This window comes from Xanthomonas chitinilytica (genome assembly GCF_026107455.2).
Lineage (GTDB): Bacteria > Pseudomonadota > Gammaproteobacteria > Xanthomonadales > Xanthomonadaceae > Stenotrophomonas > Stenotrophomonas chitinilytica.
In genome coordinates, this window is the sequence record NZ_JAPCHY010000002.1 from 162,749 (window position 1) to 175,596 (window position 12,848).

General features: G+C 73.0%; 12 protein-coding genes and 1 riboswitch. Of the genes, 4 read left to right on the forward strand and 8 right to left on the reverse strand.

Annotated features, from left to right (window positions below; all coding sequences use genetic code 11):
- Positions 1-62 precede the first annotated feature (62 nt).
- Positions 63-908 carry a 16S rRNA (cytidine(1402)-2'-O)-methyltransferase gene (gene rsmI, locus OK345_RS02860; RefSeq protein WP_265126398.1) on the reverse strand — a complete coding sequence of 282 codons (846 nt, stop codon included), beginning with the start codon at positions 906-908 and terminating at the stop codon, positions 63-65.
- Between the two features lie 81 nt (positions 909-989).
- Between rsmI and OK345_RS02865 the strand changes: the two genes are divergently transcribed.
- Genes OK345_RS02865 through OK345_RS02880 form a run of 4 tightly spaced genes read left to right on the forward strand, consistent with a single transcriptional unit; the run spans position 990 to position 4,990 of the window.
- A complete protein-coding gene (locus OK345_RS02865; protein ID WP_265126399.1) occupies positions 990-2,714 on the forward strand; it encodes a penicillin-binding protein activator in 1,725 nt (574 codons plus the stop codon).
- Complete coding sequence (locus OK345_RS02870) at positions 2,704-3,072, forward strand: YraN family protein (RefSeq protein WP_265126400.1); 369 nt, start codon at positions 2,704-2,706, stop codon at positions 3,070-3,072. The genes OK345_RS02865 and OK345_RS02870 overlap by 11 nt, the downstream gene beginning before the upstream one ends.
- Positions 3,072-3,614: a metal-dependent hydrolase gene (locus tag OK345_RS02875; RefSeq protein ID WP_265126401.1), complete on the forward strand. Its 543-nt coding sequence runs from the start codon at positions 3,072-3,074 to the stop codon at positions 3,612-3,614. Before OK345_RS02870 ends, OK345_RS02875 begins: the two co-directional genes overlap by 1 nt.
- A complete protein-coding gene (locus OK345_RS02880) occupies positions 3,611-4,990 on the forward strand; it encodes an FAD-binding oxidoreductase (protein WP_265126402.1) in 1,380 nt (459 codons plus the stop codon). The genes OK345_RS02875 and OK345_RS02880 overlap by 4 nt, the downstream gene beginning before the upstream one ends.
- A gap of 379 nt (positions 4,991-5,369) precedes the next feature.
- Here OK345_RS02880 and OK345_RS02885 read toward each other — a convergent pair whose 3' ends face one another.
- The 7 genes from OK345_RS02885 to ribD all read right to left on the reverse strand — a co-directional run bounded on the left by OK345_RS02885 (position 5,370) and on the right by ribD (position 12,830).
- Positions 5,370-6,950: a CocE/NonD family hydrolase gene (locus OK345_RS02885; RefSeq protein WP_265126403.1), complete on the reverse strand. Its 1,581-nt coding sequence runs from the start codon at positions 6,948-6,950 to the stop codon at positions 5,370-5,372.
- A 138-nt stretch (positions 6,951-7,088) separates the two neighbouring features.
- A complete protein-coding gene (gene thiL / locus OK345_RS02890; RefSeq protein ID WP_265126606.1) occupies positions 7,089-8,063 on the reverse strand; it encodes a thiamine-phosphate kinase in 975 nt (324 codons plus the stop codon).
- Positions 8,064-8,382: 319 nt separating this feature from the next.
- Positions 8,383-8,862: a transcription antitermination factor NusB gene (gene nusB / locus OK345_RS02895; RefSeq protein WP_265126404.1), complete on the reverse strand. Its 480-nt coding sequence runs from the start codon at positions 8,860-8,862 to the stop codon at positions 8,383-8,385.
- Complete coding sequence (ribH, locus tag OK345_RS02900; RefSeq protein ID WP_265126405.1) at positions 8,859-9,326, reverse strand: 6,7-dimethyl-8-ribityllumazine synthase; 468 nt, start codon at positions 9,324-9,326, stop codon at positions 8,859-8,861. The genes nusB and ribH overlap by 4 nt, the downstream gene beginning before the upstream one ends.
- Before the next feature lie 58 nt (positions 9,327-9,384).
- A complete protein-coding gene (gene ribB, locus OK345_RS02905; RefSeq protein WP_265126406.1) occupies positions 9,385-10,494 on the reverse strand; it encodes a 3,4-dihydroxy-2-butanone-4-phosphate synthase in 1,110 nt (369 codons plus the stop codon).
- Entirely contained in the window at positions 10,491-11,093 is a 603-nt protein-coding gene (locus OK345_RS02910; RefSeq protein ID WP_265126407.1) for a riboflavin synthase, read from the reverse strand. Before OK345_RS02910 ends, ribB begins: the two co-directional genes overlap by 4 nt.
- Before the next feature lie 125 nt (positions 11,094-11,218).
- Positions 11,219-11,407: riboswitch (FMN riboswitch) on the reverse strand.
- Positions 11,408-11,738: 331 nt separating this feature from the next.
- A complete protein-coding gene (gene ribD, locus OK345_RS02915; RefSeq protein WP_265126408.1) occupies positions 11,739-12,830 on the reverse strand; it encodes a bifunctional diaminohydroxyphosphoribosylaminopyrimidine deaminase/5-amino-6-(5-phosphoribosylamino)uracil reductase RibD in 1,092 nt (363 codons plus the stop codon).
- Between the last annotated feature and the right edge of the window lie 18 nt (positions 12,831-12,848).

The window sequence follows — 12,848 nt, forward strand, 5'->3', positions numbered from 1 at the left end:
GTGCCGCATCGTCACCGGGAAGCGTCGCAGCCCCCGCCCGGCCCCGGCGACGGCCGGACGGCTCAACCCGCCGTTCCGCCTCCGGGCGCCGCGCCGTACAACGCCTTGCGCGGGGCGCCGGTCAGCTCGGCGGCGAGCTTGGCGGCGGTGGACGGCGGCAGGTGCTCGGCCAGTTTCGCGTAGACGCGGCGGCCTTCGGCCAGTTGCGCGTCGGCATCGTCGCCGGCGCCCTGCACCATCACCACGAACTCGCCCTTGCGCTGGTTGTCGTCGGCGTCCACCTGCGCCTGCAGCTGCGCCAGGGTGCCGTCGAGCACGGTCTCGAACAGCTTGGTCAGTTCGCGCGCGACCACCGCCGGCCGCTCCGGTCCGAAGGCGCCCGCCATGTCGGCGAGCGATTCGGAAATCCGGTGCGAGGATTCGTAGAACACCAGCGTGCCGGTTTCGCCGGCCAGCCGTTGCAGCCGCTCGCGGCGTGCGGCCGCCTTGGCCGGCAGGAACCCCTCGAACACGAAGCGGTCGCTCGGCAGCCCGGCCACGCTCAACGCGGCGATGGCCGCGCACGCGCCCGGCACCGGGCTGACCCGGACCCCGGCCGCGCGCGCCGCGCGCACCAGCCGGAAACCCGGGTCGCTCACCAGCGGCGTGCCGGCGTCGCTGACCATCGCCAGCGATTCGCCGCCCAGCAGGCGGGCGACGATGCGCTCGGCGATGGCCTCCTCGTTGTGGTCGTGCAGGGCCAGCAGCGGCTTGTTGATGCCGAAGTGCGACAGCAGCTGGCCGCTGCGCCGGGTGTCCTCGGCGCAGATCGCCGCCACCGTGCGCAGTACCTCCTGAGCGCGGGGCGTGAGATCGCCCAGGTTGCCGATCGGCGTGGCGACGACATACAGCGTGGCGGCGGAACTCATCAACGGCACTCCATCGGTCAAGGGTAGAATCGTACCGTTTCCCCGGCCCGGCTCCGCCGCGCCCTGTCGAACGGACCTCAAATGAACAAGCCAGTCGCACGCATTTCCGCCCTGTCGTTGTCGATCCTGCTGTTCGCCGGTTGCGCCACCACCAGTGTCGTGCCCAGCGCCTCGCCGGCCCATCAGGCCGCCATGACCCTGCTGGAGCAGGGCCAGGCGCGCGAAGCCGCTCAGCAACTGGAAGCGCAGGCCGCGCAGCTGCGCGGCACGCAACGCAACCAGCTGCTGGCCGATGCCGCCTTCGCCTGGCACGAAGCCGGCGACGCGGCCCGTGCCCGCACGCTGGTCGCGCAGGTGCAGCCGCGCCAGCTCGGCGGCGCCAGCCTGCAGCGTTTCCACCTGCTCGGCGCCGAACTCGCGCTGGCCGACGGCCAGCCGGCGCAGGCGCTGCAGGCACTGGGCGGCAGCCCCGACCAGGTGCCGCAGACGTTGCAGGCACGCTGGTACCTGGCGCGCGCGCAGGCGCTGGAAGCCACTGGCGACAGGTTCGACGCCGCTGGCGCGCGCGCGCGCGCCGGCATCCTGCTGGCCGGCACCGCGCGCAGCGACAACCAGCGCGCGATCACCCGGCTGCTGGCCACGCTGGACGACAACACCCTGCGCAACCGTGCGGCGGCATTGCCGGTCGGCGAACCGCTGTACAACCATGCCGGTCGCGCCCTGATCGCCCGCGGCCTGTCGTTGCCGCGTCCGTTCGACCGCGACGCGCAATGGCAGCTGGACACCAGCAAGCGGCCGCCGGCCGACCGCGACGGCTACCGCCCGCCGCTGAAGCTGGCTGTGCTGCTGCCGCTGTCCGGGCAGATGGCCACCGCCGCCGCGCCGGTCCGCGACGGCCTGCTGACCGGCTACTACGGCGAAACCCGCCGCCGTCCCGAGATCCAGTTCATCGATACCCAGGGCACCGCGGCCGGCGCCGGCGCGGCCTACGACAAGGCGGTGGCCGACAGCGCCGACTTCATCGTCGGCCCACTGGGACGCGAGGAAGTCGATGCCCTGTTCGCCCGCGACCAGTTGCCGGTGCCGATGCTGGCGCTCAACCGCGGCAAGGACGCCCCGCCGCCCGGCAGCGCCGGCTTCTCGCTGGCACCGGAGGACGACGGCATCATGGCCGCCGAGTACCTGCTCGCGCGCGAGCGCCGCAACGTGCTGGTGCTGGGCAGCAACGACGACAACGGCCGCCGCGCGGTGGCCGCGTTCAGCGAGCGCTTCAACGAACGCGGCGGCCAGGTCGCCGCCAGCGTGACCGTCAGCGACAACCCGGCCGACATCGGCGCACAGCTGCGCCAGGTCTCGGGGGTCGATGCGGTGTTCCTTGCGGTGCGCGGCAACCAGGCGCGCGCGCTGGCGCCGCAGCTGGCGCTGGCCGGGCTGGCCGGTGCCAGCCGGGTCGGCACCTCGCAACTGGTCGCGGGTACCGGCAAGCCGGAAGAGGACATGGCGCTGGACGGCATCGCCTTCCCCAGCGAAGCCTGGACCACGCGCGGCGTGGCCGGCCTGCCGGCCGCCAGCGCGGTGGCGGCGACGTTGCCGACCGCCCGCGGTGCCGCCGGGCGCCTGTTCGCCTTCGGCTTCGATGCCTGGCAGATCAGCGCCTACCTGGAACGCCTGGCCACCGCCGCCGACGGCGGCCTGCCCGGCGCCACCGGCATGCTGCACCTGGACGGATTCGGCAACATCCTGCGCACCCCGGCGTGGTCCACCTTCAGCGGCGGCCGGCCCATGCCGATCGCCGATGGCCGCTGACCGGCGGCAGCAAGGCGCGGCGGTGGAAGCCGCCGCGCGCGAACACCTGCAACAGGCCGGGCTGCGCCCCGTCGTCGCCAATGCACGCTACCGCGGCGGCGAGCTGGACCTGGTGATGCTCGACGGCGCCGCCGTGGTGTTCGTCGAGGTGCGCTACCGGCGTTCGCAGGCCTTCGGTGGCGGCGCCGCCTCGGTGGACGTGCACAAGCGCCGGCGCCTGCTGCATGCCGCGCAACTGTTCCTGTCCGCGCATTCGGAGTACGCGCAGGCGCCGTGCCGCTTCGACGTGGTCGAGGCCAGCGGGCAGCCGCCGCGCCTGCACTGGATCCGCGACGCCTTCCGCGCCGACGACTGCTGATGCCCACCGTCTTCACCCATGCCGCCGTCCCGCTGGCCCTGTGGTGCGCCGCCGACCGCGGCCGCATCTCCGCGCCGCTGGCGTGCGCCGGCATCGCCGCGGCGGTGCTGCCGGACGCGGACGTGCTGGCCTTCGCCCTGCACATCCCCTATGCCGACGCCTTCGGCCACCGCGGCGCCAGCCACTCGCTGCTGTTCGCCGCGTTGCTGGCGCTGCTCGGCGCGCTCGCGCACCGGCGGTTGCGCGCCGGCCGCATGCAGGCGGCGGCGTGGCTGTTCGTCTGCGCGCTGTCGCACCCGCTGCTGGACATGCTGACTTCCGGCGGCCTCGGCGTGGCGCTGTGGTGGCCGTGGAACGACGAGCGCCTGTTCGCACCGTGGCGGCCGATCCGCGTCTCGCCGTTCGCCAATGGCTTCTTCAGCACCCGCGGGCTGGAAACCCTGTATTCGGAGCTGCGCTGGGTATGGTTGCCGCTGGCGCTGGCCGTCGTCGGCTGGAAACTGATCCAGCCGCCCGTTCCCCCTCACCGGCCCACGCCATGACCGCCCTGCCCGCCGCCCTCGATCACACTCTTTCGCAGTTGCTGGGCGATGGCTGGCGCACCGATGCGGCCAGCCTGGAAGCGCACGCGCAGGACAATTCCTGGCGCCACGCGCTGCCGCAGGGCGTGGCGCTGCCGGAAAACCGCGGGCAGGTGCAGGCACTGGTGCGCGCCTGCCGCGAGCATCGCGTGCCGCTGGTGGCGCGCGGCACCGGCACCGGCACCACCGGCGCGGCGGTGCCCACGGCCGGCGGCATCGTGCTGTCGTTCGCGCGCATGAACCGCATCGTCGCCATCCGCCCGGGCGACCGCTGCGCGGTGGTCGAACCGGGCGTGCTCAACGGCGACCTGCAGCAGGCGCTGATGCCGCACGGCCTGTTCTGGCCGCCGGACCCCTCCAGCGCCGAGATCTGCAGCATCGGCGGCAACCTGGCGTGCAACGCCGGCGGTCCGCGCGCGGTGAAATACGGCAGCAGCCGCGACAACGTGCTGGGGCTGGTGGCGGTGACCGGCGCCGGCGAACTCATCGAATGCGGCGGCCCCTGGACCAAGGACGCCACCGGCTACGACCTGACCCACCTGCTGGTCGGCAGCGAGGGCACGCTGGCGCTGATCGTGGAGGCCACGCTGAAGCTGGCGCCGCGTCCACGTGCACAGGCCGGGTTGCGGGTGCTGTACCGCGACGCCGACAGCGCCGCGGCCGCGGTGTCGCGGGTGATGGCGCAGCCGGTGACGCCGACGATGCTGGAATTCATGGATGCGCGCAGCCTGGAGCTGCTGCGCGGCAACGGCGCGCAGGTGCCGGAGGCCGGCGCCATGCTGCTGATCGAGGCCGACGGCGACGACGACACCCTGCCCTACGCGCTCAGCGCGCTGGCGCAGGCGGCCGAAGGCGACGGCATGCTGATGCTCGACGTGGCCGCCGACGGCAGCGCGCGCGAGAAGCTGTGGGCCGCGCGCCGCGCGCTGTCGCCGGCGCTGCGCAGCATCGCCCCGGGCAAGATCAACGAGGACGTGGTGGTGCCGGTCTCGCGCATTCCCGAACTGGTGGCCGGGGTGCAGGCGCTGTCGACCGAGTCCGGACTGCCGATCGTCGCCTTCGGCCATGCCGGCAACGGCAACCTGCACGTCAACATCCTCTACCACCCGGACGACGCCGGCGAAAACGCGCGCGCCCACGCCGCGCTGCCGCGCGTGTTCGAGCTGACCCTGGCGCTGGGCGGCACGCTGTCGGGCGAGCACGGCATCGGCCTGGCCAAGCGCGACTTCATGGCCCGCGCCTTCAATCCGGCCACGCTGGCGGCGATGCGCGCGATCAAGGCCGCGCTGGACCCGGACGGCATCCTCAATCCGGGCAAGGTGCTGCCGCCGGGCTGAGGCCACGGGCGCGCGGCGGCGCGGAACGCATCGGACGCCGATGCGTCCGGCGATGATCGCCGCGGCATCTGAAAACCGCGGTTCCGTCGGGGCCATCGATGCCCCGGCGGTCGCGACTTACGTCGCTCCTACAATTGAGAGACGCTGTTGCAGGAGCGACGCAAGTCGCAGGCTTTTCATGCGGCAACAAGGCACCCCAGGGATGCCCCTTGGGGGAAGCACCCGAAAAGCGTCCCGCAGGAACGACAGTCGGTGCCGGCATCCGATGCCAGTGCCCCGGCCGCCATCCGCCGACGGCGCGGCTGCCGGGCACGCAGGCGCCTTCGCGGCACGAAGGCGCCTGCCCGTCGCCACGGATGCCGTTGCCGCCGGCGATCCCTCAGCGCAGCGGCAGCCGCAGCTCGGACGGGACCGAGGCCGGCGAGGAGAACGTGACCGAACCGAAACCGCGGGTGCTGCCGGCATAGCGCGGATCCAGCGTATCCACCACCAGCGCCAGCCGTCGTCCGGCTGGGATCTCGGCCGCGGTGGCCTCCAGCTCGATCTCCAGCGTCCGCGCCTGCCCCGGGGTGGCATCGCTCAGGGTCCACGGCTTGTAGCTGAGCAGCTCGCCCACGCCGAGCGCGTTGACGCTGTACAGGTAGGCGAACAGCGTCACCTCGCGCTGGTTCGGGGTCACGGTCAGGCGCAGGCTCGGGCTGCCGGCCAGCACGCCCTTGTTGGCCAGGGCCGGGCCGGTCCACACCGCCGCACCGGCCCGGCTGACCAGCGGCAGCGACGCGGTGGTCGGCACGCCCAGGCCCTGCAGCAGGCCGCTGACCATCACCAGCCCGGAATCGGCCACCGTCGGCAGCGCGGTGACGATGCCGTGCTGCCAGCCGGTGGCGTGGGCCGTGGCCAGCGCGCCGGTGGGCGCGATCAGGCCGCTGGGACGGGTCAGGCCGTAGCGCACCGGATTGGCCTGCACCGCGTTCCAGTCGGCATAGCCCAGCCACTGCCCGCCGGTGGTGGCCAGGCGTACCGCCGGCTCGGCGGGCACGCCGTTGGCGTGGCCCTTGAGGTGGTGGTCGAACCAGCGCGTGGCCGCCTCGTAGACTGCGTTGTCCAGCCCCAGCGCGCCGGGAAGCTCGGCGGTGGCGTGGTCGCCGTGGCTGAAGACCAGCTGCTTCGGGCCGCTCAGGCCGGAATAGAACGACACCAGCTGGCCCGGCGGGAACAGGGCGTCGTTGTAGGCATTGGCCAGCAGCACCGCGGTGCCGTTGGCGTTGATGTTGGCCAGTTCACTGCGCGCGCCGCGCTCGGCGGCCACCGGCAGCACCACGTCCACCGCGCCGTGGAAGTCGCCGACCAGCGAACGTGCGATCACCTGCGACAACTCCGGGCCGGGTCGCCCGGTGAGGCCGCCGGCGCCGCCCAGCAGCAGGATGCCCTGCTTGCTCGGGGTGGCGTTGGCGTACAGCGAATCCTGCAGGTCGGCCCAGCCGCTGAGCGCGGCCACCGCCTTGATCCGCGGGTCGCGCCCGGCCGCCAGCAGGCTGGTGCCGGCGCCGTAGGAAATGCCCGAGGCGCCGATGGCGGCCGGATTGGAGCGGGTATTGGCCAGCGCCCAGTCGATCACCGCGCTGACGTCCTCCACCGTGGCCGGCCCGGCGATGTCGATGCTGCCGGCCGAGTCCCAGAACCCGCGCGAGGTGTAGCTGACCACCACGTAGCCGTCGCCGGCCAGCTTCGCCGCGCGGCCGACGTATTCCAGGTTCGGCAGCGCCCAGCTGGCCGGCATCACCACCAGCGGGAACGGGCCGTCGCCCTGGCCCTTGGGTTCCAGCACCAGCGCGCCCAGCGCGGTGCCGTCGAAACTGGCGATGCGTTCGTAACGTTTGCTGTAGTCGCCGGCCCAGGCGCCGGCCGTGGCGAGCAGTAGCGTGGTGGTGGCGAAGATCCGCTTGGCCATGCGTTGCATGCTGTGTTCTCCGTACAGGGACAGGCCCCGGGCCGGGCCCGGGGGAGTTCACGCCGTGGGGAAACGCGCGGGCAACGTACCAACGGGTACGGAAAGACTCACGCCGCAATGCGGCACGGTACGGAAGGGGAGCCGCGATCAGCGGAAGTGGTCGAACCCGGCCCGCGACGGCTGCCAGGGGCCGCCGTCGGGATCGGACCAGCGCACGCCCTGGCCGGCCTCGATCGCGCCGATGCAGGCCACGGCCACCCCGGCCGCCCGCGCGGCGGCCAGCACCTGCGCCTGCCGTTCCGGCGCGGCGGTGAAGCACAGTTCGTAATCGTCGCCACCGCCGGCCTGCAGCGGCCAGGCCCGTTCGCCCGGCGCCAGCGCATCCAGCGCCGGCGAGCGCGGCAGCGCGGCGAGTTGCAGCTGCGCGGCGACGCCGCTGCGCCGGCACAGGTGGCCCAGGTCGGCGCCCAGGCCGTCGGAAACGTCGATCGCCGCACTGGCGATGCCGCGCAGGCCGAGTCCCAGGGCCAGCCGTGGGCTCGGCCGGCACAGGCGCAGGCGCACGGCCTCGCGCGCCGGATCGTCCGCCGGCGCGGCCACGTCCAGTTCGCCCTGTTGCCACAACGCCAGCGCCAGCGCGGCCTCGCCGGGGACGCCGCTGATCCAGACCTGGTCGCCGGCGCGCGCGCCATCGCGGCGCAGCGCCTGCCCGGCCGGCACCGAGCCCATCGCGGTGATCGAGATCGACAGCGGACCGCGGGTGGTGTCGCCACCGACCAGGGCCACCGCATGCGCCCCGGCCAGCGCGAACAGGCCGTCGGCAAGCCCGTCCAGCCATGCCGGATCGGATCCGGGCAGGGACAGCGACAGCGTCACCCAGCGCGGTTCGGCGCCCATCGCTGCCAGGTCGGACAGGTTGACCGCCAGCGCCTTCCAGCCGATGTCGAACGGCGTGGTTTCCGCCGGGAAATGCACGCCGCCGTTGAGGGTGTCGGCGGTGACCGCCAGCTGCTCGCCCGGCGGCGGCGCCAGCAGCGCGGCATCGTCGCCGATGCCGAGCACCACGTCGGCCCGCGCGCCGGCACGGGCACGCAGGCGGTCGATCAGGTCGAATTCGGCCAGGCTCATCGGCTCATGGTTGCACAGGGCCCGCGGCTACACGGGGAAAAGGTTCTTCGCCCGACGGCGGGGAGCAAGGGCTGCGATCGGCCCGGCCGGATGTCGGGAGTCCGTTCCGGGGTTTCGACACGGCCATCAGCCGCGAGCTCTTCGAGCGGCGACAAGACACCAAGGGGCCACCTCTCTTCCCGGAGTGCACGAGCCCCAAAAAAGCGCGTGCCGGGTTATCCGCATCGGGGCCCGGGGTACCCCGGGCGCAGGTGGGCGGCAGCGACGGGACCGCACTTCGCGCCATGCAAGGACGCGCAGCGGCAACGCCGCCTCAGCCCCCGGCTTCGGTCCGGCGCCAGTCCAGCGCGGCGCGGTCGAGCACGCCGTTGACGTAGGTATGGCCGTGCTCGGAACCGAAGCGCTTGGCGGTCTCGATCGCCTCGTTGATCACCACCCGGTACGGCACGTCCAGCCGGTGCCGCAGCTCGTAGGCGGCCACCCGCAGCACCGCGCGCTCGATCGCGTCCACTTCCTCGACGCTGCGGTCCAGGTAGTCGACCAGCGCCGTGTCCAGCTCGGCCCGGTGCTGCAGCACGCCCTCGATCAGGTTCTCGAAATAGCCCAGGTCGGCGATCTCGTGCGCCTGCTCGTGGGCGAACTGCGCGATCAGCTGCTGCGCGGTGCCGCCGGAGATCTGCCAGGCATAGATCGCCTGCAGCGCGCGGCGGCGCGCGCGCGAGCGCAGCACCGGATCGATGCCGTCGCGGCGGACGTGCTTGTTGGCATGCCTGCTTTCGTTGGGTTTGTTCACGGCAGCTGCTCCAGCAGGTTGACCATTTCCAGCGCCGCCAGCGCGGCTTCCTCGCCCTTGTTGCCGTGGCTGCCACCGGCGCGCGCCTCGGCATCCTCGACCCGCTCGACCGCCAGCACGCCGTTGAGCACCGGCACGCCGGTCTGCAGCTGCACGCTCATCAGGCCTTCCGCGCACAGGTCGGCGACGTGTTCGTAGTGGCGGGTGTCGCCGCGGACCACGCAGCCCAGGGCGATGATCGCCGCGTGCTGGCCGCCCTGGGCGATGCGGTTGGCCGCCATCGGGATCTCCCACGCGCCGGGCACGCGCACCACGTCCACCGCGGCCTCGGCGATGCCGTTGCCGGCCAGGCTCTGGCGGGCGCCAGCCACCAGCACGTCGGTGATGCGGGCGTTCCAGCGGCTGGCGACGATCGCGAAACGGGCGGATTCGGGGGCGCGCAGGTCGCCTTCGTAATGACTCATGTGGGGGGCAGATCCAAAAGGTGGGTCAGTTTAGCGCGTGACGGGACCGGACCGGCCGTCACGGCGCCGGCGGGACCACGGTCTCGACGATCTCCAGCCCGTAGCCGGCCAGGCCGATCTGGCGGCGCGGGGTGCCGAGCACGCGCAGCTTGCCCAGCCCCAGGTCGGCCAGGATCTGCGCGCCGGCGCCGTTGCGGCGCCATTGGCCCACGTCCTTGTCCTTGCCGGCCGGGCGCACCACGGCCTCGCGGCGCAGCCGCGCCAGCAGCGCATCGCCATCGCGCGGCGCCGACAGCACCACCATCACCCCCTGGCCCTCGGCGGCGATCGCGCGCAATGCGTCGGTGCCGGCCACGCCGAAGTCGTCGCGGCGCCAGTGCAGCAGGTCGGCCAGCGGGTTCTCCACCTGCACCCGGACCAGGGTGGGCGTGGCCGCGTCCGGATTGCCCCTGACCAGCGCGAAATGCAGGTCGTGGGCGATGCGGTCGCGGTAGGTGACCAGCGTGAACGGGCCGAACTCGGTGTCGATGCCGCGCTCGTCCACCCGCTCCACCGTGTGCTCGGTGGCCAGCCGGTAGGCGATCAGGTCGGCGATCGAGCCCATCTTCAGCCCGTGTTCGCGCGCGAACACCTCCAGCTGCGGGCGCCGCGCCATGCTGCCGTCCTCGTTGAGGATCTCCACCAGCACGCCGGCCGGCTCCAGCCCGGCCAGCATCGCCAGGTCCACCCCGGCCTCGGTATGCCCGGCGCGGGTCAGCACCCCGCCGGGCTGGGCGATCAGCGGGAAGATGTGGCCGGGCTGGTGCAGGTCGGCCGGCCTGGCATCGGGCTTGACCGCGGTGCGGATGGTATGCGCGCGGTCATAGGCCGAAATGCCGGTGGTGACGCCTTCGGCGGCCTCGATGCTGACGGTGAAATTGGTCTGGAACTGCGCGGTGTTGGCCTGCACCATCGGCGCCAGCCCGAGCTGGCCGGCGCGCTCGCGGGTCAGCGGCAAGCACACCAGGCCGCGGCCGTGGGTGACCATGAAGTTGATGTCCGACGGCTTGACCAGCTCGGCGGCCATGATCAGGTCGCCTTCGTTCTCGCGGTCCTCGTCGTCGACGATGACGACCATGCGGCCGAGGCGGATGTCCTCGAGGATCTCGGGGATGGAAGCGAAGTTCATGGGGTGGCTCCTTGGCCCAGCAGGCGCTCGACGTAGCGGGCGACCAGGTCGATCTCGAGGTTGACCGCGCTGCCGACGGCGGTGGCGGCGAAGGCGGTGTTGGCGACGGTGTGCGGGATCAGCGCCACCTCGAAACCTTCGTCGTCGACTTCGTTGACGGTGAGGCTGACGCCGTCGACGCAGATCGAGCCCTTCTTGGCGATGTACTTGAGCAGCGCCCCGGGCGCGGCGAAGCGCCAGCGCTGGGCGCGGGCGTCGTCGTGGATCGACAGCACCGTGCCGATGCCGTCGACATGGCCGCTGACCAGGTGGCCGCCGAGGCGGTCGCTGGGCCGCATCGCGCGCTCGAGGTTGATCGTCGCGCCCTCGGCCAGGCCGCCCAGGGTGGTGAGCGAGAGCGTCTCGGTGGAGGCGTCGGCCTGGAAGGAGCCGGCGTCGAACGCGATCACGGTCAGGCACACGCCGTTGATGGCGATGCTCTCGCCCAGCTGCACGTCGGCGAACGGCAGGTTGCCGACCCCGAAGCGGAAGCGGACGTCGCCGCCGATGGATTCGCGCGCGGCCACGTGGCCGACGCCTTCGATGATGCCGGTGAACATCAGCAGGCCTCCGGGGAGCGGACGCCGCTGGCGATGGAACGGTTGGACATGAACGTTTCCCGCATGAGTGGTGAGCGAAAAACGCCGCAAGGCAAACAGGCGCGCGCACGGCGGGGCCGCGCGCAGGCCGTCTTCTTTCATCCGGACTCTAGGCACCGCCGCGGATGCGGTGGCGCCAACCGTCGGCTCCGGCATCGGACCGGATCTGCTGTCCCCGCAATGGCTTGCGGGCGCTCGCGGGCTCGTGCCGGCCGTCCGTGGGAGGGCCTGCACCTACCGCCGGTGGGGAATCACACCCCGCCCTGAAGACGTTTGGTTGGTATGCCGGCGAACCGACCGGCGCATTCTAGCAGCCGCCGGCGGACGGGAAGCGGAAGCCGGCGGCATGCAACGTTCCACGGGCCGGCGGGAGCCCCCGTTGTACCCGCCGTTGCAGGAGCGACGTGAGTCGCGAAGGGGCTTTCCCGGGGTTCCGGATCGGCGGAGGGGATTCCTTGTAGGAGGGACGTCAGTCCCGACGGGCCTTCCCGGGAAGGCCCGTCGGGACTGACGTCCCTCCTACAGAAGGCTTCAGGCTTCATGGGAAAGCCCCTTCGCGACTCACGTCGCTCCTGCAGGCGAGCCAAAGCCAACGCCGAAGGGCCGTCACTGCGGGCGCAGCAGCAGCCGCAGGTCCTCGCCCACCGGGAGCGCCTCCACCAGCCGCAGCGGCATGCGCTGCGCCATCGCCTCGATCCCCAGCCCCGCCAGCAGCGGCCGTGCGCCATCGCCGAGCAGCAGCGGCGCCATGTACAGCAGCAGTTCGTCGGCCAGTCCGGCCGCCAGCAGCGCGCCGCCCAGGGCCGCGCCGGCCTCGGTGTGCACCTCGTTGATGCCGCGTTCGGCCAGCAGCGCCATCACCGCATGCAGGTCGAAGCGGCCGTCGTCCCGCAGCGGCACGGCGGCGAATTCCGCGCCCGCCAGGACCGGCGGGCGCAGCGCCGGATCGTGCAGGTACAGGGTCGGCGCGCCGCCCTCGCGCACCCGCGCCCGGTCGAGCGTGCGCAGTCGCGCATCGAGCACCACGCGCAGCGGCGGCAGGAACGCATCATCCGCGTCCAGCCGCACCGTCAGCATCGGGTCGTCGGCCAGCACCGTGCCGGCGCCGGTGAGGATCGCCCCGGCGCGCGCGCGCCAGCGCTGCACGTCCTGGCGCGCGGCCGTGCCGGTGATCCACTTGGACTCGCCGCTGGCCAGCGCCGTGCGCCCGTCGAGGCTGCTGGCCAGCTTGATCCGCAGCCACGGCCGCCCGCGCTCGACCCGCGACAGGAAGCCGCGGTTGAGCTCGCGCGCCTGCGCGGCCATCAGCCCCTGCTCGACCGCGATGCCGGCCTGGCGCAGCAGCTCGAAGCCGCCGCCATCGACCTGCGGGAACGGGTCGCGCATCGCCGCGACCACCCGCGCCACGCCGGCCTCGATCAGCGCCAGCGCGCACGGCGGCGTGCGGCCGTGGTGGGCGCAGGGTTCGAGGGTGACGTAGGCGGTGGCGCCGCGCGCGCGTTCGCCGGCCTGGCGCAGCGCGAACACCTCCGCGTGCGGGCCGCCGGCGCGCTGGTGGAAGCCCTCGCCCACCACCTCGTCGCCGTGGGCGATCACGCAGCCCACCATCGGGTTCGGCCGCGTGGTGTATGCGCCGCGTTCGGCCAGGCGCAGCGCGCGGGCCATCAGCAGGTGGTCGGTGGCGGTGAAGTCGCTCATGGACGGTGTCGCTCGGAG